Genomic DNA, 23,649 nt, shown 5'->3' with positions numbered 1-23,649 from the left:
GATCCTGCCCGAGCTCGAGAGCAAGCTGTAATCAATACAGTGATTCAATAGCGGTGGGCCGACTTCGTCTGAAGTCGGCTTTTTTTTTGGCGGGTGTATTAGGTAAACTGGCAATAGTTGACTAAAGTACTGGGGCAAAAGGTAAGAAAAACCACCCCGGTGGTTGAAAAGGCTGCGGGCTGACCGCACATAGGTAAGTGAAAGCAACGAAAGCCACTCAAGGAGATGATGATATGGCACATACACTACCCGAATTGCCGTATGCATATGACGCTCTCGAACCAAACATCGATGCGATGACGATGGAGATTCACCATTCTCGTCACCATCAAACCTACATCAACAACCTGAACGCCACGCTGGAAGGCACGGGTCTTGAAGATGTACCTGTCGAAGAGCTGGTCGCTAATCTAGATCGCGTTCCAGAAGCCAAGCGTCAAGCCGTTATCAATAACGGTGGCGGTCATGCCAACCACTCCATGTTTTGGCAAATGATGTCGCCTAACGGCGGTGGTAATCCCCAGGGTGATGTCGCAAAAGCGATTGACGCTGAGCTGGGCGGTCTGGATACTTTTAAAGAAGAGTTCAAAAAAACCGCCGTTGGCCGTTTCGGCAGTGGTTGGGCATGGCTCTCCATTACCCCTGAAAAGAAATTGGTGGTAGAGAATACCCTGAACCAAGACAGCCCGTTGATGCACGGTAATACACCGCTGCTCGGTTTGGATGTTTGGGAGCATGCCTACTACCTGAAGTATCAAAACAAGCGTCCTGACTACATTGCTGCGTTCTTTAACGTGGTGAACTGGGAAGACGTTGAGCGTCGTTACCAGGCTGCGATTAGCTAATATTGCTATGAGCCGCTAACTGCGCCGGTTCACGGCGCTGTTAAAAACCGTCCACTTTTTAGTGGGCGGTTTTTTTATTGCCTGGGGGCAGTGTTTTAGGGGCAGGGTTGGGCATTAGCTGTCAATATCCTGTGGATGAAAAATACCACATATGCTTGAATTGATTTTTCATTGGTCTATATATAGTATGCGTCGTATCTTTTAGAGAGGGCAGGCACTAGATGTGCTCTACCCGAAAAATGCCGCTATGAAAAGGAAAATAGCCATGGAAATCCAAATTTATAGCAAGCCCGCTTGTGTTCAATGCACCGCGACTTACCGCGCGCTCGACAAGCAGGGGCTTGATTACACTGTTATCGATATTACTGCTGAATCTGGTGCCCAAGAAGAAGTCGAAGCCCTCGGCTATCGCCAGCTTCCTGTTGTAGTCGTCGGCGAGGATCACTGGTCGGGTTTCCGTCCAGACCGCATTCAAGCGCTGGCTTAAGTTACTTAAATGCTGGCAAGTTGCTCACCTTCACCTATCGCCGGCAGTTTGGTTTACTTCTCTACAAAATCAGGCAATACCCATCGATTTGTAGAAAAACTTGGTTTTGCCGCAAAGCGACTGCCGTTGAATCGAGATGAGCCTGTTCCACGAGTCACCCAGCCGTATATTTTAATTACCCCCACTTATGGTGGGGGAAGCGAGCAGGGTGCGGTGCCCAAGCAGGTGATCCATTTTCTTAACGACACACATAATCGAAGCCTCCTCCGGGGGGTGATTGCAGCGGGAAATACAAATTTTGGCGAAGCGTATGGCCTTGCTGGCCGCATTATTGCGAAAAAATGCCATGTGCCGCTGCTGTATCGATTCGAATTATTTGGCACCGACGATGACGTGGCCAATGTCCGTCAAGGAGTAGAAGAGTTTTGGAAACGACAAACCTAGCGCCGAAAGACTCAGCCTCGAACGACGTATCCACTAAAAACGGTGAGGCCAAACGGCCAGCAGCGAAGACAGAAGCGCGCACGCTGGACTATCACGCTCTTAACGCCATGCTCAACCTGTACGGTGCCAATGGCGAGCTGCAGCTGGATAAAGATCGCGAAGCGGCACGCCAGTACTTTTTGCAGCACGTTAACCAGAACACGGTGTTTTTCCACTCGTTAGAGGAGAAACTCGATTACCTGGTCGAAGAGCAGTATTACGAAGCCGAGATGCTGGCCCAGTACAGCTTCACCTTTATCAAGGCGCTGTTCGAGCAAGCCTATGCGTATAAGTTTCGCTTCCCAAGCTTTTTGGGCGCCTTTAAGTACTACACCAGCTACACGCTGAAGACGTTTGACGGCAAGCGCTATCTAGAGCGTTACGAAGACCGCGTCTGCATGGTCGCGCTAACCCTGGCGCGGGGCGACGAAACGCTGGCGAAGTCGCTGGTGGATGAAATCATTAGCGGCCGCTTTCAGCCGGCGACTCCCACCTTTTTGAACTGCGGGAAGCAGCAGCGCGGCGAGCTGGTGTCATGCTTCCTACTGCGTATCGAAGACAACATGGAGTCGATTGGCCGTTCGATTAACTCGGCCCTCCAGCTCTCAAAACGCGGCGGCGGCGTGGCGTTTCTGCTCAGTAATATTCGTGAGTCGGGTGCGCCCATCAAGCGTATTGAAAACCAGTCATCGGGCATCATCCCGATTATGAAACTGCTGGAAGACGCCTTCTCCTATGCTAACCAGCTGGGGGCTCGCCAGGGGGCAGGGGCGGTGTATCTTAACGCTCACCACCCGGATATCCTGCGCTTTTTGGATACCAAGCGGGAAAACGCCGACGAGAAAATTCGTATCAAAACGCTCTCCCTGGGCGTGACGATTCCGGATATTACCTTTGAGCTTGCCAAGCGCAACGACGACATGTACCTGTTCTCGCCCTACGATGTAGAGCGTGTTTACGGTGTGCCGTTTGGCGATATCAGCGTTACCGAGAAGTACCAAGAGATGGTTGCGGATGCGCGCATTCGTAAGCATAAGATCAATGCACGGGCCTTCTTCCAAACTTTAGCCGAGTTGCAGTTTGAGTCGGGCTACCCGTACATCATGTTCGAAGACACGGTTAATCGCGCCAACCCGATCGCTGGCCGTATCAACATGAGCAACCTCTGCTCTGAAATTCTTCAGGTCAATACGCCTACCGAGTATGACGATGACCTGGGTTATCGCCAAATAGGTCAGGACATCTCCTGTAACCTGGGCTCCATGAACATTGCCAAGGTGATGGACGCAGGTGACATCGGTACCAGTGTGGAAATCGCCATTCGTGGCCTCACCGCTGTTTCTGAAATGAGTAACCTGCGCAGCGTGCCCTCTATTGCCGAAGGCAATGCCAAGTCGCGGGCGATTGGCTTGGGCCAGATGAACCTACACGGCTATCTGGCGCGGGAGCATATCTACTACGGCTCTGACGAAGGTTTGGATTTTACCAATCTCTACTTCTACTGCGTTGCCTTCCATGCCATCCGTGCGTCGAATCGTTTGGCGATTGAGCACAAAGAGTCGTTTGCGGGCTTTGCAGAATCTACCTACGCCTCGGGTACCTTCTTCAATAAGTACACTGACCAGGCGTGGCTGCCGCGCACCGATAAAGTACGTGGGCTGTTTGAGCGCAGCGGTATCGCGCTGCCGACCCAGGACGATTGGCAGGAGCTGAAAGCTTCGGTGATGGCCCACGGTTTGTATAACCGTAACCTGCAGGCGGTGCCGCCGACGGGGTCGATCTCCTATATCAATAACTCCACCTCCAGTATTCACCCGGTGGCAGCGAGAATCGAGATTCGTAAAGAGGGCAAGTTGGGGCGTGTTTATTACCCGGCGCCTTTCCTGGATGAAGCTAATTTTGACTACTTTCAGGACGCCTACGAAATCGGTCCGGAAAAGATTATCGACACCTACGCGGAAGCCTCGCAGCACGTCGACCAGGGCTTATCGCTAACGCTGTTCTTCCCTGACACCGCAAGCACGCGCGATATCAATAAGGCGCAGATTTACGCCTGGCGCAAAGGCATCAAAACGCTTTACTACATTCGCCTGCGCCAGAGCGCGTTAGAAGGTACCGAGGTAGAAGGCTGCGTGTCTTGCACGCTGTAATGGTACTGATTTTTGTCGATACGCCTTGTATCTATTATTGAGCATTCGTTTTTAAAACAAGCTTTTTATAACCAGTTTTTATAAATAAGCTTTGCTAGCCCGGCTCTCATAGCCGGGCTTTGAGAGAGTGATATGAATACCATGCATCGTTTATCGCGGGTTGATGCGATTAACTGGAACCGGCTTCAGGATGATAAAGACCTGGAAGTGTGGAACCGCTTGACCAGTAATTTTTGGCTGCCCGAGAAGGTGCCGCTGTCGAACGACATTCAGTCGTGGAATACGCTGACCGAGAAAGAAAAGCAGCTGACGATCCGCGTTTTTACGGGCCTGACACTGCTGGACACCATCCAAAGCAGCGTGGGGGCGCCGGTATTAATGGAAGATGCTCGCACTCCCCATGAAGAGGCGGTTTACACCAACATCGCCTTTATGGAATCAGTGCATGCGCGCTCCTACAGCTCGATTTTCTCGACGCTCTGCACCACTCGCGATGTGGACGATGCCTTTCGCTGGAGTGAAGAGAATCCTACGCTGCAGGCAAAATCTGAGCTGATTTTAGAGCGCTATCGCTCGGATGATCCGCTGATGCGCAAAGTCGCCAGCGTATTCCTTGAGTCATTTTTGTTCTACTCCGGCTTCTACCTGCCGATGTACTGGTCAAGCCATGCCAAGTTGACCAACACCGCCGACCTTATTCGTCTAATCATTCGCGACGAAGCGGTACACGGCTACTACATCGGCTATAAATTCCAGCAGGCAATGGCGGAAGCGACACCAGCGCGTCAGCAGGAAGTCAAAGATTACGCCTACGAGCTGCTGCTGGAGCTCTACGACAATGAAGTGCGCTACACCGAGTCGCTTTATGACGAGGTAGGTCTCAGTGAAGACGTTAAAAAATTCCTTCACTACAATGCTAATAAAGCGCTGATGAACCTTGGTTTCGAGCCACTGTTCCCCAGCAGCGTCACCGATGTGGATCCCACCATCATGGCGGCGCTATCACCCAACGCCGACGAGAACCACGACTTCTTCTCTGGATCCGGCTCCTCCTACGTGATCGGTAAAGCCGTCGCCACCGAAGACGACGACTGGGCGTTTTAATGGCCGTATGAGTGGGGAGTAGATAAGCTGGTGGTATCGATAAAGGCGCATAAAGGAGGAGGTATGCCAGACAACCCTGCTAACGTATTGAAAATTGCCGCAGCAATGGTGAGCGACCCCGATGGTCGTTTGCTACTGGTGCGTAAGCACAATACGTCCTTCTTTATGCAGCCTGGCGGCAAGATCGATGCGGGTGAAACCGCACTAGCGGCGTTGTGCCGTGAACTGAAAGAGGAGTTAGGCTTGAGTGTGAATAGCGATCAGCTTTCGCCATTAGGCATACACTCCGCTCCCGCTGCCAATGAGTCGGACATGATGCTCGAAGCGTATCTGTTTAGCCTTGTTATCGACGAGCCTGTCGAGGCGGCGGCTGAAATAGCCGAAGCAAGATGGGTAACCCGTGAAGAGGCTTGGCAACTCCCACTGGCACCGCTGACGAAAGAGTACGTAGTGGTAAACCATTAAGCTTGAGTATTGTGATAACGGGCGCCGATGGGCGCCTTTTTTTATGCATGTTAGGTAAGCTAAATCAACTGATCGTTAATGATAAATATTGTCATTTATTCTATTAGTGGTAGGCTATGACCCGTAAAAGATAAACGCAAATCGTTCTAATACCTAATTAGTTTCTAGTTGGGCGGTGCTCGCCGCCCGCTACTCAGTGACGGAGAGTCGACGTGCTGAACAGGCCTTTCTTTGCCTTGCGTGGATGGTGGTTAGCGGGAGTGCTGACCAGCGGCGCGCTGATGGCAAGTGAACAAGCAGTGGCTCAAGCGGCCGAAAGTGTCGAAGCCCAGCAAACCCAGGCAGCGCTTCAGGAGCAGATTGATGCTGCTGATGAGCAGACCCGTGAGCAGTTGGAAGAGTTGCGCCGCTTGGAGCGTGAAACGCGTCAGATGGAGGCGGGCAATGCCTCACTAACCGGGCGTTTAGCGGAAGAAGCCGAACGCCAGCAGCGCCTAGCGACTGCTTTGGATACACTTGAAGAGACGCGTGCAGCGCTGCCTGTGATTGAACAAAATATGTCTGCGCAGTTGAACCAATGGATTGAACGTGACCTGCCTTTTCTGCGAGAGGAGCGGCTGGCACGGGTTGAACGCCAGCCTGATGAACAGGGCGAAAACACCATTGAGCGCATTAATGGGCTGCTCGAAGCTTGGCGCGTCGAGCTCGATTATGGCCGTGAGATGGATAGCTGGCGGGGGCGTTTAAGCCAGGATGGCCGCGAACGTGAAGTGGATTTCTTACGTGTTGGTCGTATCGGTTTTTATTATCTAACCCCTGATGGGCGCGAAGGCGGGGTGTGGCGCGCGGAAAATGGCGCATGGCAGCCGCTGGATGACGAATACCTGCGCGAAGTGCGCAGTGGGTTGCGCATGGCAGACGATCAGCGCGCCCCGGATCTACTAACTTTACCGCTCTCGATTAGTGTCAATGACTTGCAGGGAGAGCAACCATGAGACGACTAACTCTCCGTCAACTTTTTTATGCCTGCGTTGTATGGGGGCTGGTAGCGATCAGTGGCGCATCAATGGCGCAAACTGAAAGTGCAACGTCGCTGCGCGAAGCCCGAGAGGCCGCAGAATTGCGTGACCAGCAGCGGCTAATGAGCTTTCTGGATGATCAGCAAGCCTTAGAGGCTGCGCTGGAGCAAGCCCGCGCCGAGCATGAAGAGGCCCAGCAGCAGCAAGAGGCGCTAGAGGAACAGCAGGCAGAGCAAGCAGACCAAGCCAGCGAGCTAAATGCGCGCCAGGCGGAGCAGGGCGAAGCGCTTTCGGGCCTGTTGAGTAATCTTGCCCGGCATAGTTCTGAAATTCGCAATGCGCTGGGTGAAGAGAGCTTGCTCACCCTCGAAGAAGAATCGCTGCCGCCGCGCTTAGATGGCGTGGAAGTGCTTGAGCGCCATCAGTTGGAAAATGCGGTAGACCGCTTGGCGACGCTAACCGCGCGCACCGGCCGTGCCGAGCGGCTTTCAATGCCAGTGGCGGACGCCAGCGGCGAGGTGTCGCCAAGTGAGTTGGTGCGGTTAGGCGATTTTGCGGCTTTTACCGAGAGCGAGCTACTACAGCGCGGTGAAAGCGACGGTAGCCTGACAGTGATGCCGCGAACGCCCCAACAAATTGCTGAGCTATTACCGGAATATTTCCAGGGTGAAAGCGCGCTGTTTGCCGTCGACCCCACTCAGGGCAGCGTGCTCGAAGCCTTGGCGCAGCAGCCCAGCTTATGGGAGCGTTTCCAGCAGGGCGGGTACGTTGGCTATGTGGTCGTGGCGCTGGGTATTCTGGGTCTGATTATCGGCCTGGGCCAATACGGCTATCTGATTTTGGTCAGTCTGCGCGTTAATCGCCAGCGGCAATCTCTCGACCAGCTGCGGACCAATAACCCCCTGGGGCGGGTGCTACTGCGCTTTGAAGGCATGGATAAACATCAAACTCCGGAAGCCCTGGAAGCACGGTTGGATGAAGCGGTGTTGGCCGAGTTGCCCAGGTTGGAACGCAGCCAGCCGATGGTGAAGCTGCTTGCCGCGATAGCACCGTTGCTCGGCCTGCTGGGTACGGTAACCGGCATGATCGTGACTTTCCAGGCGATTACCGTCTTTGGTACCGGCGACCCGCAACTTATGGCGGGCGGTATCAGTCAGGCGCTAGTGACTACCGTGCTGGGTCTGATTACCGCCGTGCCGCTGCTGTTTGTGCAAACAGCGTTGGCAGGCCGCAGCCGTTACTTGACCCACGTGATTGAAGGGCAGGCGAGCGCGACACTGGCGGATCATCTGGAATCTCACACGCCTGTGGTGAATTAACATGTCATCTCTTCCCCTCTGGCTCGAACCCGTTGAGCGCTTAGTAGAGGCGGGTGGCGCGGTCCTGGTGGTTTTGGCCATCGTGGCCGTATTGGTGTTTGCCATGGCCATGGAGCGCTGGTGGTACTACCGAATTACCTGGCGTATAGCGCGGCGTCAACTGTTGCGCCGCTGGGCGGCGCGTAGCGACCACACCAGCTGGAGTGCCCGAACACTGCGTCAGGTGTGGGCCGAGGCGCTGGTCGCCAGGCTGCGAAAACCCTTGCCATGGTTAAAACTGTTAGTCGCGCTATGTCCGTTACTAGGTTTGTTAGGCACCGTGACGGGCATGATTAGCGTATTCGATAGCCTTTCGTTGAGTGAGACCCATCAAGCCCGCGCTATGGCAGACGGGGTCGCCCGGGCGACGCTGCCGACCTTGACCGGCATGGCCATTGCCGTGGTGGGGCTGCTATTTATTAGTCGTTTAGAGCACGTCATCCGTCGCGAAGACCAGCGGCTGCATGATCGCCTGGCGCGGGCACTGGAGGAGAGTGATGCGTAGACGTCGTTCCATAGATGCGACTGCTGAGAGCAATGAGGTGAATCTTACCCCGATGCTCGACGTGGTATTTATCATGCTGATTTTCTTTATTGTGACTACCAGCTTTGTCAAAGAGAGCGGTGTCGAGATTGAGCGGCCGGAATCCAGCGCCGCCACCCCGCGCCCGGATGCCCAAGTGCTCGTGGCGATTTCCCCCGAGGGTGCGGTGTGGGTAGATGGCAGCCCCGTGGACGCCCACCGGATCGGCCAGCAGGTAGCCGATATGTTAAGTGATGATGGCTCAGTGGTTATCCAGGCGGATCGAGAATCCACCACGGGCTTGCTGATCGAGGTGATGGATCGCCTACGTGAGGCGGGTGTTGACCAAGTGGCGGTGGCGGCGAGTCGGAGCGGGTCATGATGCGCCACCTGCTGTCGTTATTGGGAGGTGTCGTGCTGGCGGTGGGCTTGTTCTGGCTGCTTGCCCAGCTAGTGGCACCCCCTGAGCGGGAGCCCGAAGAGCTGACCATGAGCATGGCGATGACCATGATTGAAGCGCCGGAAGTGGCCCCTGAGCAGGAGGCGCCCACACCTCAACCTGTTGAAGCGGCACCCCAGCAAGCGCCACCGCCCATGCCTGCACCCGAGCCGCCTCCGGTAGCAGAAAGCACTATCAGTTTACCGGAAGTAGAGCTACCGGATGAGCCCGTTGAACCGGTTGAAATGGACAGTGAACTCCCTGAGCTTACCGAGGTAGAGCCGGAGCCACAGCCTGAACCTGTTCCCGAACCGGAGCCTGCGCCGCGAGAAGCGCCTGCTGAGCCAGCGCCCGCCGCTACAACTGCTGAGCCGAGCGAACCTGCTGAGCGCGAGGCAGCTCCAGCGGCTGAGCCCGCTCCCTCTAACGAACCGGTGAGTGTTGGCCAAGCTACGCCGACCAGCCGGGTGAACCCCAGCTATCCGCCACGCGCGCAGCGTCGGGGTATGGAGGGTTTTGTAGAAGTGGCGTTTACAATTCGCCGCGATGGCAGTGTTGAGGCTTCCTCTATTCGCGTCACCAATGCCCAGCCGCGCCGCGTTTTTGACGATGCCGCACGGGATGCAATTAGCCAGTGGCAATTTGAACCCAGTGATCGGTTACGCAATGCCACCCAGCGGATCGAGTTTCAGTTGAGGTAGCGGAATGAAGCGTCTTTTATGCCTTTTATTATTAAGCGTTTGGTCTCTCTCATCACAGGCCAGTCCTGCGCTGCAAGGCGATGTGATTGCTGACCTCAATGCGCTGCAAAGCCAGTTAAAAGAGGGGGCGTTGGCTCAGGTCGTTGAGCGGGCAACGGCCCAGGCTGAGCGGTTGGCATCCGGCAACCAATCGGATCAGTGGGCCAGTGCGCTCTATCAGCAGTTGGCGGCAGGTGCCTTGGCGCGTCAGGATCAGCATGCTGCGGCAGCGGATCGGCTGGCGATTGCCCGTGGCTTAAACGGTATCGATAGTGCCCAAGCCGCCCGTTGGCTACGTGAGGAGGCCTCACTGCGCCGTGCTGCCGGTCAGCACGATCAGGCCATTGAGTTACTCAGTGAGTGGTTAACCAATCAGCAGGATATTGATACTACATGGCAGCTAACCCGCCTGCTGGCGCAACAGGAGCGTTGGAAAGACGCCGCTGACCGGTTAGAGCAGGCACTTAATGAGACGCCAGAGCTAAGCGAAGTACAGCAGACTCTGGCGCTTGCTGTGTATCGCAATGCAGGACAAGGCGATCAGGCATTGGGCTGGCTGCTGGATGGCTTGAATGCGCAAAGCGACGCCGCCGATTGGCGCCAAGCCGCCGGGCTTGCTCAGCAGGCTGGTCAGTCAGGGGTAGCGGCTGGCTTGTGGGAGACGGCGTGGCAATTAGGTAAGTTGACCGGGCAGGAAGATTTCTGGCTGTTGATCCAACTCCATCTCGCGGGCGGAACCCCCGCTAGAGCGGCAGAGCATCTAGAGCGGGCGCTGAATGAGGGCGATATAGTCCGCGATGAGACCCATCTGCGTTTGCTTGCCAACGCCTGGAGGCAGGCCAAAGACGTTGAGAAGGCCCTGAATGCCTGGCACACCTTAGCGCTGCATACGCAAACTGCCTCCGACTGGCGAGCCTATGGCCAACTCGCTTACGCCTGGGGTGAGGATGGACAAGCGAAACAAGCTTTTGCCCTCGCCTCCTCGCTAGGTGACGAGGAGGCGGAGCAGTGGCTGGCCAGCTTTAACTAGTTAATCTCACGTAGAAAAAGATGTTCGTCCAGTACAGTGGATCGGCGATAGGGTAAAGCGAGGCTCTTTTCCAGGGATGGAAAAAGTAGCACCCATAGATGGGTTCACAGCGCCCTCGCGGCGCCCTAACGCCGTATGCAGGGAGGTCTAGATTTTAAGCGCAATATCGAAGTCGCTCCAGGTAGGCGCATGATCCGAGGGCCGTTCCATGCCGCGTAAGTCGTAGTTTATGCCCGCACCGGTGACCTGCTCAGCTAGCGCCTTGGTGACGAGAATATAGTCGATACGCAGGCCGCGCTTGGGCTCTTGGTTAAACCCTTTTGAGCGGTAGTCGAACCAGCTAAAGCGGTCATCGCTTTGCGGGTAGCAGAGGCGATAGCTGTCGGTAAGCCCCCAAGCTTTAATGCCGTCGAGCCATTCGCGCTCAACGGGTTGAAAGCTGGTTTTGCCTTCACGCAGCCAGCGCTTGCGGTTCGCGTCGCCAATGCCAATGTCCTGATCTTCCGGCGAGATATTAAAGTCGCCCATGATCGCTAGCCGCTCGTCGGGACGGTGCTGTTCGTTGAGCAATCGCGCTAGCTGGCCATAAAAGCGCTCTTTATGGGGGAATTTGGTCGGGTGAGTAACGTTTTCGCCCTGAGGAAAATAGCCGTTCCATACCGTCACGGCTTCTCTATCCTCTGCGATCAGACGAACGCCGATCATGCGGCGCTGAGCGTCTTCCTCATCATCGGGAAAACCGTAAAAAATCTCTTCGGGCGCCTGACGACACATTAAAGCGACGCCGTAATGGCCTTTTTGGCCGTGATAAAAAACGTGGTAGCCCATGGCTTCCACGTCGGCAAGCGGGAACTCGCTGTCCTGCACCTTGGTTTCTTGCAGCCCGATCACGTCCGGCTGCTGAGTGTCGATCAACGCCTGTAATTGGTGAAGTCGTGCTCGAATGCCATTAATGTTGAACGAGACCAAGCGCATTACGAGTCGTCCCCCTTAGGTTTGCTAGCGTCACTGCTCGATTTGTCAGGGTGTATAGCAATATCTTGCCCGCTCTGCTGGCGAGCGAGTTTTCTCACCGCTTGCAGTTTGCGCTGCTGTTGCTTTTTCGCTACAAAACGGCGCGAAGGGGCCACTTGGTCGGGATTGTCGTGGCGCCATTTTTTATAATCTTTCCGCCGGCCGGTACGAATAGTCACCTTGTCGGCCAGTGAACGAGTTTTTTTCTTACGCGTCATGTCGCGCTCCTTACGTCGATTTGACGGCTATTCTAACAGGCCTTGGGACTCCTTCGACAGCAGGACGCGCTCTTATCGCCAAGCCCTGGTACAATGCGCACTTCGTGATGCCAACTTCCACAGCAATGGACAGATAGACAGCCTATGAGCGAGTCGGAACAGACCACAGCCCCGGCCCAGAATCGCAAGCCAAAACGTCGCCGCCGTAAACCGCGTCGTCGCCAGTCGAACTGGGATCTTCGTCAGTTTCAGGTGCCCGCCGTGGCCGGCAAGTGGCGCTTTCATGACTTTGATCTGCCGCTGCCCTTAATGCGCGCTATTCATGCCCAAGGGTTTGAGTACTGCACACCTATTCAAGCGGAGGCCCTGCGCCAAACGCTATTAGGTGGCGACATTGTCGGCAAAGCGCAAACGGGAACCGGTAAAACCGCAGCCTTTTTGATCTCTGTGATGGCCTACTTCCTGGAAGAGCCAACACCCAATGGTCAAAAGCCAGGGGCTCCGCGTGCCTTGATTATTGCGCCCACCCGTGAGCTGGCACTGCAGATCGAAAAGGATGCTAAAGCGTTAGCACGCTTCACCCAGCTCAACGTGGCGAGTGTGGTCGGCGGTATGGACTACCAGAAGCAGCGTGAAAGTCTGGGCAGCAAGATCGATATTCTGGTGGCAACACCTGGGCGTCTGTTGGATTTCCATCAGAAGCGCGATATCGACCTCAATGAAGTCGAAGTTTTGGTGTTAGATGAAGCCGACCGCATGTTGTCGATGGGCTTTATCCCCGATGTGAAGCGGATTATTCGCTACACGCCGAAAAAAGAGGAGCGCCAGACCTTCCTCTTCTCGGCCACCTTTACCGACGATATCTTGAATCTCGCCAGTCAATGGACGCTTGATCCTGCCCACGTTGAGATCGAAGTCACCGTTGAGAATCAGGCGGACATCGATCAGCGTGTGTATTTGGTGTCTGATGACGACAAGCAGCGCTTGCTGGTTAATTTGCTTCAGCAAGAGAGCTTTGAGCGTGTGATGGTCTTTGGTAACCGTCGCGATTTAGTTCGCAAGCTTGATGACCTGCTCAAAAAAGCCGGTGTCAGTGTGGCGATGCTGTCAGGCGATGTGCCTCAGAATCAGCGTATCAAAACCCTGGAAAGCTTCCGCGAAGGTGAGATTCAGGTGTTGGTCGCCACTGACGTTGCAGGCCGTGGGATCCATATTGAAGACGTTAGCCACGTCATCAACTACACCCTACCGGAAGATCCAGAAGACTACGTACATCGTATCGGTCGTACCGGTCGAGCTGGTGCTAAGGGTGTGTCGATTAGCTTCGTCGGTGAAGAGGATGCCTTCTCGCTGCCGGAAATCGAACGCTATATCAACGACAAGCTGCCCTGCGTGCATCCGCCGGAAGGTACGCTCTAAGCCGCATGCTCGATACAGCCCTCAAAAGTGAGATTCAAGACGCTTACCGTCGCGTGGTGGACACCCTTGAGCTGACCCCACGCTACGGTCAGCGCATGATGATCGCCGAAATCGCCCGGACGCTGGGTAATATAGAGAGCGACGACGAGGGTAAGCGCACCAGCGATACCCATGTCTGTGTGCTTGAAGCGGGTACCGGTACCGGTAAAACATTGGCCTATCTGATCGCCGCCTTACCGATCGCGAAAGCGCGGGGCAAGCGGCTGATTATTTCCACGGCCACGGTCGCCCTTCAGGAGCAGGTGCTGAATCAGGATCTACCCTCGTTGGCCAGTCATAGCGGCATTGCTTTTCGCTACGCATTAGCCAAAGGGCGTGGCCGCTATGTGTGCGTGGCACGTCTGGATCAGGCGCTTGAAGGTACTGAACCCAACCCGACGCTATCGCTGTTTGAGCAGTCGCTACAAACACAAAGTAGCGACTTCACTGTGATTGCCAGTGATATGGCGCAAGCTTACGGTCAGGGCGAATGGGAAGGGGATCGTGATAATTGGCCTGAGGCGATTGAGGATGCCCACTGGCGGCGGCTGACGGTGGATCATCGCCAGTGCACGGGTAGGCGCTGTGGGCACTTCGGTGCCTGCGCGTTTTTTCGTTCCCGCCGAGAGCTTGAGAACGCTGACGTTATTGTCGCCAACCACGACCTCGTGCTTGCCGACTTGGCCTTGGGCGGCGGCGCTATTCTGCCCGACCCAGCGGACTGCATCTTTGTCTTCGACGAAGGACACCACCTGCCCGAGAAGGCGCTTTCCCACTTTGCTCACCGCTTTGCGGTGCACGGCTGCTTGCGTTGGCTGAAAACGCTGAGAAGCAGTTTGACCGACCTTCATCAGGCATTGGCTATTCAGCCAACAGTGTCGCGGCTTTTAGTTAGCTTGCCGGAGCTGATTCATAACCTGGAGCCCGCACTGGGGGACGTGTTTAGTATGGGGCATCAGTTGGCGGAGCGGCCAAACGGTTTGGCTGACGAAGAGGCCACCCATCAATCGCGTTTTGAGAAGGGCCAAGTGCCCGATGCCCTGCGGGAACAGGCGCAACAGCTATTGGTGATGTTTGCTTCACTGTCGCGCTGCCTCGAGAGTATCAGCGATATTCTGCGCGAAAGCCTTGATCCCGATAAACAGACTGGCCTCGATCGTGAGCAGGCAGAAACCTGGCTGCCGCTCATTGCGTTGCTTCATGGGCGGGCCTTAGAAGCGCATGCATTGTGGCAGGCTTTCAGCGAGCAGGATGTTGCTAATGAGGCGCCCAGCGCTCGCTGGATTACCCTAAGCCGTGTAGCGGGGGAGCCGGAAGTTGAGTTTTCGGCTAGCCCCGTTTCAGCCGCGCATACCCTGGCCAAGCATTTATGGGGGCGTTGCCATGGAGCGGTGGTCACCTCGGCGACTTTGACCGCGCTGGGGCGCTTTGAGCGCCTGCAAGAGCGTGCAGGCTTGGCGAATCGCTACCGCTATCAGGCCCTGCCGAGCCCCTTTGATTACGCCAATGCCGTGCTGCGCGTGCCTAAAGAGGCCACTGACCCTGGCGACAGGGAGGCCCATGAGCGGGCGATTGTGACTTTTGTCTCGGAGTTGGCCGACAAAGAGGCGGCGCTGGTGCTGTTCTCTTCCCGCGCCCAGCTGCGTGCGGTGGATAAAGCGCTGCCCGCGAGTGTGAAGGAGCGCGTGCTCGCTCAGGATGCATTACCTAAACGTGAGCTTATCGAGCGTCATCGGGCCGCGGTGGATAGGGGCGAGGGCAGTATTATCTTTGGTTTGGCGAGCTTTGCTGAGGGTATCGATCTTCCCGGCGACTATTTGACGCACGTAGTGATTACACGGTTACCCTTTGCGGTACCCGACGACCCAGTGGGTGCTACGTTAGCGGAGTGGATAGAGAGCCAGGGCGGTAATGCGTTTATGCGCATTAGCGTGCCCGATGCGTCTATTAAGCTGGTGCAAGCCTGTGGGCGCTTGATTCGCAAAGAGAGTGATCGCGGGACGATCACTTTGCTGGATAAGCGGGTGATTACCCGCCGCTACGGACAAGCACTGCTGGATGCACTGCCGCCATTTCGGCGCGAGATTAGTCGTTAGAAAGTCATGAAAAACCCCGCCGTAGCGGGGTTGCCGACCTATTTGACGATGCGCTTGGCCAGTGTGGCGGCAAGTTTATCGTTCATGCGGTTGAAGGTGTCCACAGTGGTATCCCAGTCGATGCAGGCATCGGTAATGGAGACGCCATACTGCAGTTGGCTAAGGTCTTGGGTCAGTTTTTGATTACCCCAGCCAATGTTGGATTCAATCATCAGGCCGATAATGGAGGTGTTGCCTTCCAAAATCTGGTTGGTGACGTTCTCCAGCACCAATGGCTGTAGCGCAGCGTCTTTGTTGGAATTGGCGTGGGAGCAGTCGATCATGATGTTGGGCGATAGCTTGGCTTTTTCGAGCTCTTTCTCCGCCAGGGCAACGCTTACACTGTCGTAGTTGGGCTTGCCGTTGCCACCGCGTAGAACGACGTGGCCGTAGGCGTTGCCGCGGGTGCGGATAATGGCTACCTGGCCCGCCTGGTTAATGCCCAGGAAATTGTGCGGGCTGGCCACGGACTGAAGCGCGTTAATCGCCACGTCCAGGCTGCCGTCGGTACCGTTTTTAAAGCCGACCGGGCAGGAGAGGCCTGAAGCCATTTCCCGGTGGGTCTGGGACTCGGTGGTACGGGCGCCAATCGCTGACCAGCTGATGCAGTCCTGCAGGTATTGGGGAGAAATGGGATCTAGCGCTTCAGTGGCTAGCGGTAAGCCCATTTCGGCCAGATCGACCAGCAATTTACGGGCGATATGCAGACCCTCATCGATCTCAAAGGAGTCGTTGAGGTGCGGGTCGTTGATCAGGCCTTTCCAGCCGACCGTTGTGCGCGGTTTTTCAAAATAGACGCGCATCACGATATATAGGCTATCGCTGACTTGGTCAGCCAACGCACGAAGACGGCGGGCGTAGTCGAGGGCGGCTTCCACATCGTGGATTGAGCATGGGCCGACCACTACCAACAGTCGCGGGTCATTGCCATCCAGGATGTTCTGAATGGTTTGGCGACCTTCGATCACGGTGCGCTCGGCCGCCTCCGTTAACGGCACGGCATTCTTGAGCGCTTCTGGCGTGGTGAGAACGTCTTGAGCGAGGACGTTAAGGTTATTAACCTGCTGTTCTGGCATCTTGCTACCTGTGCTTTGCGTAATGGCTGAAAAAGTGAGGGGGCGATAAAAGTGGCACATACTATCGCTCGCCGAGCAGGTAAAAATCAATTGCTGCGGAACTATAGCGGCATTAAAAGTGTCAGCCGCAGGGTTTTGCGAAAGGGGGTAAGCGCTTGATGCGTTGCACGGAACGCGCAACACTGGAAGCCCTGTCGTTAAAATTTAGTACCGTTATAATAATGCAGCAATTTACTCGGGCGAGGTATTCGCTCTTTTATTCACTCTATATTAATTAATGCCCAAGGGACGCTATGCTGCTTGCTGTGAACGCCCATTTGTCAGGGCTAATAGGAATTGGGCTCGGCGCATGCCGTACGAGCTGGAGGAGCGTGTGAATGGGCACTCGGGAAACAGACCAACAGCTTGTTGAACGTGCCCAAAAAGGTGATACGCGCGCTTTCGATCTGCTGGTGAAGAAGTACCAGCACAAAATTATCGGCCTGATTGGTCGTTATGTTCATGATCACTCTGAAGTTCAGGATGTAGCCCAGGAGGCATTTATTAAGGCGTATCGCGCCTTGGGTAAGTTCCGCTCAGAAAGTGCGTTTTACACCTGGATGTATCGCATCGCGATTAACACAGCGAAAAACTATCTGGTCTCGCGGGGAAGGCGCCCGCCGGGAAGTGATATGGATATTGCCGACGCTGAAATCATTGATCAAAGCGGGCGACTGGCGGATTCCGAGTCGCCGGAAGCGGCGATTGCCAGAGATCAGCTCGAAGCCGCGGTTTATCAGGCAATCGAAAATTTGCCGGATGATCTGCGCACGGCGATTACCCTGCGTGAACTGGATGGTCTTGCTTATGAAGATATTGCTCAGGTCATGCAGTGCCCTGTGGGAACCGTGCGTTCACGAATTTTTCGCGCCCGCGAGGCGGTTGATGAACATATCCGCCCATTAGTATCGACAGCGCGGAACAGTCGCGAAGAGTAGTGGTCGTAGTGGGGGAGGCGATATGAGCGGTATTGGGTGTCAGCCTTAAATATAAAGGTTTTATTTTTTGTGAACTGTCTGGCATGTAAGGCGTCATAAAGCCTGACTATCTTTTGATGAGCACGCTTGGTGTGTCAGTTGCTGATATATCAATGTGCAAAGTGTCATGAGCTTAGCGTTGCAGGCTAATGAGTTTTACTAATTTATTAGCCTATAACTGAGTCTTGGCCTTGGAAGTCGTCGGAGTGGTGGTGCGTATAACGAAAGCCATTACCCCAGTACTTCTTTTAAACAGTGTGAGGGTGTGAAGTATGAGTCAAAACACACGGGAATCACTTTCGGTGTTAATGGATGGCGAGAGTGATGAGCTTGAGCTTCGCCGAGTGTTGAAGGCACTGCCTAATGATGACGATGCCGCAGATACATGGCGCCGATATCACCTTGCCCGCAGCATGATGCAGCGGGAGCAGGGCGTCGATGTAAGCGTCGATCTCTCCGCTGGCATTATGGCCCGACTGCGCGAAGAGCCTGCTCCAATGAAGCAAGGTGCCGAGCCTGTAGCCCACCGTACGGGGGGGATTTCGTTCGCCCGCGGCGCTGGCGTTGCTGCTGCAGTGTCACTGATGGTGATCACCGGCGTTCAGTTCTTTGGCAACGACTCGCCCGTTGGCCAGGGCAGTGGTGACATGGCAACGACCGCATCTGGCGCTAATGGTGCTACCCAGGTACAGCCAGTCAACTTGGCCTCTCAGTCGGCAGTAGCCTCACGTGCTGATATGCCCATGTTTGAGCCCACACCGTTTCGGCTTAGCGGTCAGTCGGGTCAGGGCGGTCTAATGAATATTAGTGAAACGGGGTTTTCAGCACAGACGCCACAGGGAGTGACTGCTTCCCAGGGTACCAATATTGATGTAGATCAGATTGGCTTGCTGCAATCTTACTTAGAACAGCATACTCAGAGCGCTGCTTACGGCAGTGGTGATAGTTGGATGCCATTAATGCGTTCATCGGCAGTGACTGAACCATTAGGTCAGCGCTAAGCTGAATGATGTTCTTTTTGACGAAGCCTGTTAAGTGAGTAGGGAGTGCGCGGGATGGGAGTGCGCAACATGATAGTGCCCTGGCGGTTAAAGCGTGCCTGGGTACTGGCAGCAGTAGTTGGTACGCTCTCTTTTCAAGTGCATGCAGAAAACGCCAATAGCTCTTCTGACGTTAGCCAATCGGTTCGCCATGCTGGCTACGAGTGCGCGGCGGAATCCGATGCGCAGCCCAGTAACGCCACGCAGTGGCTTGAGCGTGGTTTGTGGGCTAGCCACTGTTATGCCTTCCAAGCCAGGGCGGTGGCGATTGATGCTGTTGATGTTCGCACACTGGCGCTGTCGCATCGCATCCAGGATGGCATTCGACAGCAGGTGGTTCAGTACCTAGACGGTCCTTCCGTGAGTATTGAGCGGCGCTCGCCGGTGGGTCGACTGGCTTGGACTGAAGAGCATAGCAATGGGGAGATGCCTACTCCTGCAAGGTGGGCGGCTCATCTTGAGAAATATTACGCTATCGAGCTTGAGGACGATGCTCGGGTAGCTGGTCGCGAAGCCGTTAAACTTATTTTCGAGCCTCGCGACCAATGGCGTTTTTCCCATGAGTGGTGGCTAGACCGAGATACCGGCCTACTCCTTAAGCATGTACTCAGTGATCAGCAAGGCAGGATCATTGAAACCTTCCAAATTACCCAGCTTCAATCGCCCCAAAAATATACCGGCATCGTACGTGTAGGTTCACCTACCGTTATCCTCAATACGCCTTGGCATACCTCTTGGTTGCCCGACGGTTTTGTTGCGCAACCGGTTACTTTTGCCGGCGAAGATGTACATCAGCGTGTTTACAGTGATGGTTTGGCCACTGTGAGTATCTTTGTAGAGCCTCTTGCATCTGAAGCGACCATTGCCTTGCAGGAAGGCGTGCAGCAGTTGGGTGTCTCGGCCGTCGCCATTGAGCACACCATCACCGCTGAAGGGCGCTGGCAACTGGTTGCCATTGGTGAGCTGCCAGTAGCAACGCTGCAGCGCATTGTTCGCTCAATCACTTTCGACCTGCAAGAAGGTCAATCTCAAGAAAGTGTCGATGAGGCTGAGTCGATAAAATGATGACCTCCGCGCCCTGTGGCCCTTTGCTTGGCACCTCTCTGCTTCGTACTGGCACGGTTGTTGACTACACCTTCCAGGGAATAATCGTTGAAATTGCCGCCCAGCAGAACTGCGAGCAGTGTGCTCAAGGGCGAGGGTGTGGGGTTGGATTGCTGGCGCGCCAGCGCAGCCAACGTATTGCCGTAGTGTTTCCTTCCAAAACAGATAACGCCGAGCGCAACTATCGGTTAGGAAGCCAAGTCACTATCAGCCTGCCGCGTGCCTCTGTCACGTTGCTGGCTTTTTGTGTTTATGGGCTGCCGCTACTGCTTGCGCTGTTGCTATCCGGGCTGATCGCGCTCGTTAGCACTACGATTTGGCTGGCGCCCCTGAGCTTTTTTATTGCTTTGATGGCCGGTGCGCTAAGTATTAAATGTCTAATACGCGGGCGTGGGGAACGCTTTCGCCCACGCTTGGTCAATTAGTTCGTTAATGAGTTCTCCGGTGTCTCGCCGTGAGTTGTTGATATGCCTTCGCTTACTATCACATTAAGTAGGAGCTCTTGCATGAAGCGCTTGATTCTCCCTTCCACGCTATGGGTTTGTGTGGTGGCATTGCTAACGTTTGGCCAAGCAGCCAGCGCTCAGAATTTGCCTGATTTCACCGCATTAGTTGAAGACGCTGCCCCTGGGGTGGTGAACATCTCAACCAGTCGAACGGTTCAGCGCAGCAGCGCCCCCGATTTTGGCGGGTTCGGTGGTCAGGAAATCCCCGAGATTTTCCGCCGCTTTTTTGGAGAGAACTTTGGGGATAGTTTTCCAGCGCCCCCTAGTAATGGTCAGGGACGTACAGAAGAGCGACAGTCTCTAGGCTCGGGGTTCGTCATCAGTGAAGATGGTTATGTAATGACCAACGCTCACGTGGTGCAAGATGCCGATGAGATCCTTGTGCGGCTCAATGATCGCCGTGAATTGAGTGCAGAAGTGGTTGGTAGCGATCCACAAACCGACGTGGCGTTACTCAAAATTGATGCAAATGATCTGCCTACGCTCAATCTCGGTGACTCTGACGAGCTAAAAGTAGGTGAGTGGGTTGCTGCGATTGGCTCTCCTTTCGGTTTTGACCACTCGGTCACTGCGGGTATCGTCAGTGCGATTAATCGCACCTTGCCGCGGGATGCGTATGTGCCCTTTATCCAAACCGATGTGGCAATCAACCCCGGCAACTCCGGTGGCCCGCTGTTCAACTTAGACGGCGAAGTAGTGGGAATTAACTCGCAAATATTTACCCGTAGCGGCGGCTTTATGGGCGTCTCTTTTGCCATTCCCATTAACGTTGCCATGGATGTGGCCGAGCAACTGCGTGAAGGCGGTCGGGTAGATCGTGGTTGGTTGGGCGTCATGATTCAGCCTGTGTCTGAGGATCTGGCCGAGTCGTTCGGTATGGAGAATGCGATTGGCGCCTTGATTGCCGATCTTGATCCAGAAGGCCCAGCGGCCCAGGGTGGGCTCCAGGCAGGCGATGTCATTCTTGAAGTCAATGGTGAAGAGGTTGAGCGCTCAAGCTCGTTGCCGCGATTGATCGGTAAAGGCGCGCCAGGCACCGAGGTGGAGCTCACCTTGATGCGTGACGGTGAAGAACTGACCGAGTCCGTCGAGTTAGGTAGTTGGCCAGACGCTGAGCAGCAGTCGGCACAGGCAGGCAGCAATAACCAAGCGCGTCTTGGCGTAATGGTCGCTGAAATTGATGACACCATGCGCGAGCAACTGAATATTCCCGGCGGTGTGATCGTTCGTCAGGTTGAGTCTAGCAGCGTAGCCGCTGAAGCCGGTATCCGCACAGGTGATGTGTTAGTGAGCATCGACCATCGTAGCGTTTCCTCATCAGCTGAGCTGGTAGAGATTGTCGAGGCGTTGCCGACCGATCGCGCTATTCCAGTTCGTCTGTTCCGCGACGGACGTTCCCTGTTTGTAGCGCTGCGTCTGGAATAACCCGTCTATTTTCACTCCTGGTCCGGTGGTTCTCGCCGGACCGCTGTTCCTAGCCTGCGCATATCGCTACAATAGCGGATATCTTTTTGTCGAAAATGGCCCCTATTTTTAAACGGCAGCTGTTTTCGAGCTTTGAACTCTCGAAGCGGCCTGCTAATGCGTCCGCTTGCGTACCACTAAGGCAGAACAGACTCGATGTCCCAAGACGTTCCCAACGGAAAGCTTAAGCACATACGCAACTTCTCTATAATTGCCCACATTGACCACGGTAAATCGACACTCTCTGATCGCCTGATCCAGACCTGCGAAGGGTTAACCGAGCGTGAGCTTAAAGAGCAAGTGCTCGATTCTATGGACATCGAGCGTGAGCGTGGTATCACCATCAAAGCGCAGTCGGTCACGCTGGATTACACCGCTGCCGATGGTCAGGTTTACCAGCTGAACTTTATCGATACGCCTGGACATGTCGACTTCTCCTACGAAGTATCGCGTTCGCTCTACGCCTGTGAAGGGGCGTTGCTGGTTGTCGATGCGGCGCAAGGTGTTGAAGCCCAATCGGTGGCCAACTGCTATACCGCTATCGAACAAGGCTTAGAAGTGCTGCCGGTGCTTAACAAAATCGATTTGCCACAGGCGGATTGCGACAAGGTTTCCCAGGAGATTGAAGAGATTATCGGCCTGGATGCCACCGACGCCTGCCAGGTCTCGGCCAAAAGTGGCTTGGGCATTGATGCCTTGCTAGAGCGCTTGGTGCGGGATATACCACCGCCCAAGGGCGACCCGGAAGCGCCGCTGCAAGCACTCATTATCGACTCCTGGTTTGATAACTACCTTGGTGTAGTTTCGCTGGTTCGTCTATTTGATGGCACGCTGCGTAAAGGCGATAAGATCCGCATTAAATCGACGGGTCGCGACTGGGGTACCACGGAAGTGGGGATCTTTACCCCCCAGCGCAAGCAGACCGGAATTCTGCGTGCCGGGGAAGTCGGCTTTATTGTCGCGGGTATCAAAGAAATTCACGGCGCACCGGTGGGCGATACCATTACCCACACCAAGACGCCAGATGTCGCGCGTCTGCCTGGTTTCCAAAAAGTAAAACCGCAGGTGTATGCCGGTATGTTCCCGGTCAGTGCGGATGATTACGAAGACTTTCGTGATGCGCTAGAGAAGCTGGCGCTTAACGATGCCTCGCTTGCCTATGAACCGGAAAATTCTGATGCCCTTGGCTTTGGTTTCCGGGTGGGTTTTCTGGGCACGCTGCACATGGAGATCGTCCAGGAGCGTCTGGAGCGTGAGTATAATATCGATCTGCTCACTACCGCTCCCACGGTTGTCTATGAACTAGCAATGAAAAATGGCGACGTCACCTACGTTTCCAACCCCTCAAAGCTTCCCGACATGGCTGACGTGGATGAAATGCGTGAGCCAGTGGTGCGCGCCAGTATCCTGGTTCCCCAGGAGTATGTGGGCAACGTGATCACCGAGTGCGAGCAGCGCCGAGGCACGCAACTGGATATGCAGTTTCTGGGTAACCAAATCCAGTTGGCCTATGAATTGCCCATGTCCGAAGTGGTTATGGACTTCTTTGACCGCCTGAAATCGATCTCCAAGGGGTACGCTTCGCTAGAGTACAACTTCGAGCGTTTTGAAATGGCCAAGTTGGTGCGTCTTGACGTACTTATTAATGGTGACAAAGTCGACGCGCTAGCGGTGATTATCCACCGTGATCATGCCCACCATCGAGGTCGTTTGTTAGTGGAAAAAATGAAAGAGCTGATCCCACGACAGATGTTTGATGTGGCGATTCAGGCGGCTATTGGTGGTCAAGTGGTGGCACGTTCCACCGTGAAAGCGCTGCGCAAAAACGTGACGGCCAAGTGTTACGGCGGCGATGTCAGCCGTAAGAAGAAACTGCTCGAGAAACAGAAAGCGGGTAAGAAACGCATGAAACAGGTGGGGCGTGTGGAAATTCCCCAGGATGCCTTCCTTGCTGTGCTCAAGGTTAACGACTAGG

At 54.9% G+C, this 23,649-nt stretch carries 23 protein-coding genes; 20 read left to right on the top strand and 3 right to left on the bottom strand.

The features are described from left to right. Window positions 1–233 precede the first annotated feature (233 nt). The 12 genes from HZU72_RS17340 to HZU72_RS17285 all read left to right on the top strand — a co-directional run bounded on the left by HZU72_RS17340 (window position 234) and on the right by HZU72_RS17285 (window position 10,643). A complete protein-coding gene (locus HZU72_RS17340; protein WP_180094338.1) occupies window positions 234–845 on the top strand; it encodes a superoxide dismutase in 612 nt (203 codons plus the stop codon). 265 nt (window positions 846–1,110) lie between these two features. After that, the gene (gene nrdH, locus HZU72_RS17335) at window positions 1,111–1,332 is read left to right on the top strand and encodes a glutaredoxin-like protein NrdH (protein ID WP_008956787.1); all 222 of its coding nucleotides are present in this window, start codon (window positions 1,111–1,113) and stop codon (window positions 1,330–1,332) included. A 9-nt stretch (window positions 1,333–1,341) separates the two neighbouring features. Further along, window positions 1,342–1,776 (top strand): class Ib ribonucleoside-diphosphate reductase assembly flavoprotein NrdI, encoded by a 435-nt coding sequence (nrdI, locus tag HZU72_RS17330; protein WP_180094336.1) that lies wholly within the window; start codon window positions 1,342–1,344, stop codon window positions 1,774–1,776. Further along, on the top strand, window positions 1,758–3,965 hold the full coding sequence (gene nrdE / locus HZU72_RS17325) for a class 1b ribonucleoside-diphosphate reductase subunit alpha (RefSeq protein WP_180094334.1): 2,208 nt from the start codon (window positions 1,758–1,760) through the stop codon (window positions 3,963–3,965). The genes nrdI and nrdE overlap by 19 nt, the downstream gene beginning before the upstream one ends. A gap of 132 nt (window positions 3,966–4,097) precedes the next feature. Continuing rightward, on the top strand, window positions 4,098–5,069 hold the full coding sequence (nrdF, locus tag HZU72_RS17320) for a class 1b ribonucleoside-diphosphate reductase subunit beta (RefSeq protein ID WP_180094333.1): 972 nt from the start codon (window positions 4,098–4,100) through the stop codon (window positions 5,067–5,069). 63 nt (window positions 5,070–5,132) lie between these two features. Next, a complete protein-coding gene (locus tag HZU72_RS17315) occupies window positions 5,133–5,534 on the top strand; it encodes an NUDIX hydrolase (protein ID WP_180094332.1) in 402 nt (133 codons plus the stop codon). A gap of 212 nt (window positions 5,535–5,746) precedes the next feature. After that, on the top strand, window positions 5,747–6,529 hold the full coding sequence (locus HZU72_RS17310; RefSeq protein WP_180094331.1) for a DUF3450 domain-containing protein: 783 nt from the start codon (window positions 5,747–5,749) through the stop codon (window positions 6,527–6,529). Further along, entirely contained in the window at window positions 6,526–7,872 is a 1,347-nt protein-coding gene (locus tag HZU72_RS17305) for a MotA/TolQ/ExbB proton channel family protein (protein WP_180094330.1), read from the top strand. Before HZU72_RS17310 ends, HZU72_RS17305 begins: the two co-directional genes overlap by 4 nt. Window position 7,873: 1 nt before the next feature. After that, complete coding sequence (locus HZU72_RS17300; protein WP_180094329.1) at window positions 7,874–8,416, top strand: MotA/TolQ/ExbB proton channel family protein; 543 nt, start codon at window positions 7,874–7,876, stop codon at window positions 8,414–8,416. Further along, on the top strand, window positions 8,409–8,816 hold the full coding sequence (locus HZU72_RS17295) for an ExbD/TolR family protein (protein ID WP_180094328.1): 408 nt from the start codon (window positions 8,409–8,411) through the stop codon (window positions 8,814–8,816). Before HZU72_RS17300 ends, HZU72_RS17295 begins: the two co-directional genes overlap by 8 nt. Further along, window positions 8,813–9,574: an energy transducer TonB gene (locus tag HZU72_RS17290; RefSeq protein ID WP_180094327.1), complete on the top strand. Its 762-nt coding sequence runs from the start codon at window positions 8,813–8,815 to the stop codon at window positions 9,572–9,574. Before HZU72_RS17295 ends, HZU72_RS17290 begins: the two co-directional genes overlap by 4 nt. Window positions 9,575–9,578: 4 nt before the next feature. Further along, window positions 9,579–10,643, top strand: a complete 1,065-nt coding sequence (locus tag HZU72_RS17285; protein ID WP_180094325.1) for a tetratricopeptide repeat protein — start codon at window positions 9,579–9,581, stop codon at window positions 10,641–10,643. Window positions 10,644–10,790: 147 nt separating this feature from the next. Here the strand turns inward: HZU72_RS17285 and xthA are convergent, their stop codons facing one another. Further along, a complete protein-coding gene (gene xthA / locus HZU72_RS17280) occupies window positions 10,791–11,618 on the bottom strand; it encodes an exodeoxyribonuclease III (protein ID WP_180094323.1) in 828 nt (275 codons plus the stop codon). Then, window positions 11,618–11,875, bottom strand: coding sequence for a hypothetical protein (locus HZU72_RS17275; protein ID WP_022523848.1), 258 nt, complete (start codon window positions 11,873–11,875; stop codon window positions 11,618–11,620). The genes xthA and HZU72_RS17275 overlap by 1 nt, the downstream gene beginning before the upstream one ends. Before the next feature lie 144 nt (window positions 11,876–12,019). Between HZU72_RS17275 and rhlB the strand changes: the two genes are divergently transcribed. Both rhlB and dinG read left to right on the top strand, forming a co-directional pair. Beyond that, a complete protein-coding gene (gene rhlB, locus HZU72_RS17270) occupies window positions 12,020–13,294 on the top strand; it encodes an ATP-dependent RNA helicase RhlB (protein ID WP_180094321.1) in 1,275 nt (424 codons plus the stop codon). A 5-nt stretch (window positions 13,295–13,299) separates the two neighbouring features. Then, window positions 13,300–15,429, top strand: a complete 2,130-nt coding sequence (gene dinG, locus HZU72_RS17265; RefSeq protein WP_180094319.1) for an ATP-dependent DNA helicase DinG — start codon at window positions 13,300–13,302, stop codon at window positions 15,427–15,429. Between the two features lie 38 nt (window positions 15,430–15,467). Here the strand turns inward: dinG and HZU72_RS17260 are convergent, their stop codons facing one another. After that, window positions 15,468–16,544: a 3-deoxy-7-phosphoheptulonate synthase gene (locus HZU72_RS17260; protein WP_180094317.1), complete on the bottom strand. Its 1,077-nt coding sequence runs from the start codon at window positions 16,542–16,544 to the stop codon at window positions 15,468–15,470. Between the two features lie 377 nt (window positions 16,545–16,921). Here HZU72_RS17260 and rpoE point away from each other — a divergent pair, with 377 nt between their 5' ends. The 6 genes from rpoE to lepA all read left to right on the top strand — a co-directional run bounded on the left by rpoE (window position 16,922) and on the right by lepA (window position 23,648). Further along, the gene (gene rpoE / locus HZU72_RS17255; RefSeq protein WP_180094315.1) at window positions 16,922–17,521 is read left to right on the top strand and encodes an RNA polymerase sigma factor RpoE; all 600 of its coding nucleotides are present in this window, start codon (window positions 16,922–16,924) and stop codon (window positions 17,519–17,521) included. A 311-nt stretch (window positions 17,522–17,832) separates the two neighbouring features. Continuing rightward, window positions 17,833–18,561 carry a sigma-E factor negative regulatory protein gene (locus HZU72_RS17250; RefSeq protein ID WP_180094313.1) on the top strand — a complete coding sequence of 243 codons (729 nt, stop codon included), beginning with the start codon at window positions 17,833–17,835 and terminating at the stop codon, window positions 18,559–18,561. Window positions 18,562–18,615: 54 nt separating this feature from the next. Then, entirely contained in the window at window positions 18,616–19,665 is a 1,050-nt protein-coding gene (locus HZU72_RS17245; protein ID WP_180094311.1) for a MucB/RseB C-terminal domain-containing protein, read from the top strand. Continuing rightward, window positions 19,662–20,129 carry a SoxR reducing system RseC family protein gene (locus HZU72_RS17240; RefSeq protein ID WP_180094309.1) on the top strand — a complete coding sequence of 156 codons (468 nt, stop codon included), beginning with the start codon at window positions 19,662–19,664 and terminating at the stop codon, window positions 20,127–20,129. Before HZU72_RS17245 ends, HZU72_RS17240 begins: the two co-directional genes overlap by 4 nt. 81 nt (window positions 20,130–20,210) lie before the next feature. Further along, window positions 20,211–21,635: a DegQ family serine endoprotease gene (locus HZU72_RS17235; protein WP_180094306.1), complete on the top strand. Its 1,425-nt coding sequence runs from the start codon at window positions 20,211–20,213 to the stop codon at window positions 21,633–21,635. Window positions 21,636–21,830: 195 nt separating this feature from the next. Continuing rightward, window positions 21,831–23,648 carry a translation elongation factor 4 gene (gene lepA / locus HZU72_RS17230; RefSeq protein WP_022523840.1) on the top strand — a complete coding sequence of 606 codons (1,818 nt, stop codon included), beginning with the start codon at window positions 21,831–21,833 and terminating at the stop codon, window positions 23,646–23,648. The last annotated feature ends 1 nt before the right edge of the window (window position 23,649 follow it).

The organism is Vreelandella sedimenti, from assembly GCF_013416325.1.
In the GTDB taxonomy this organism is placed as follows: Bacteria; Pseudomonadota; Gammaproteobacteria; order Pseudomonadales; family Halomonadaceae; genus Vreelandella; species Vreelandella sedimenti.
Note: the sequence above shows the minus strand (reverse complement) of the source record. Positions and strands in the feature narration are given on the sequence as shown.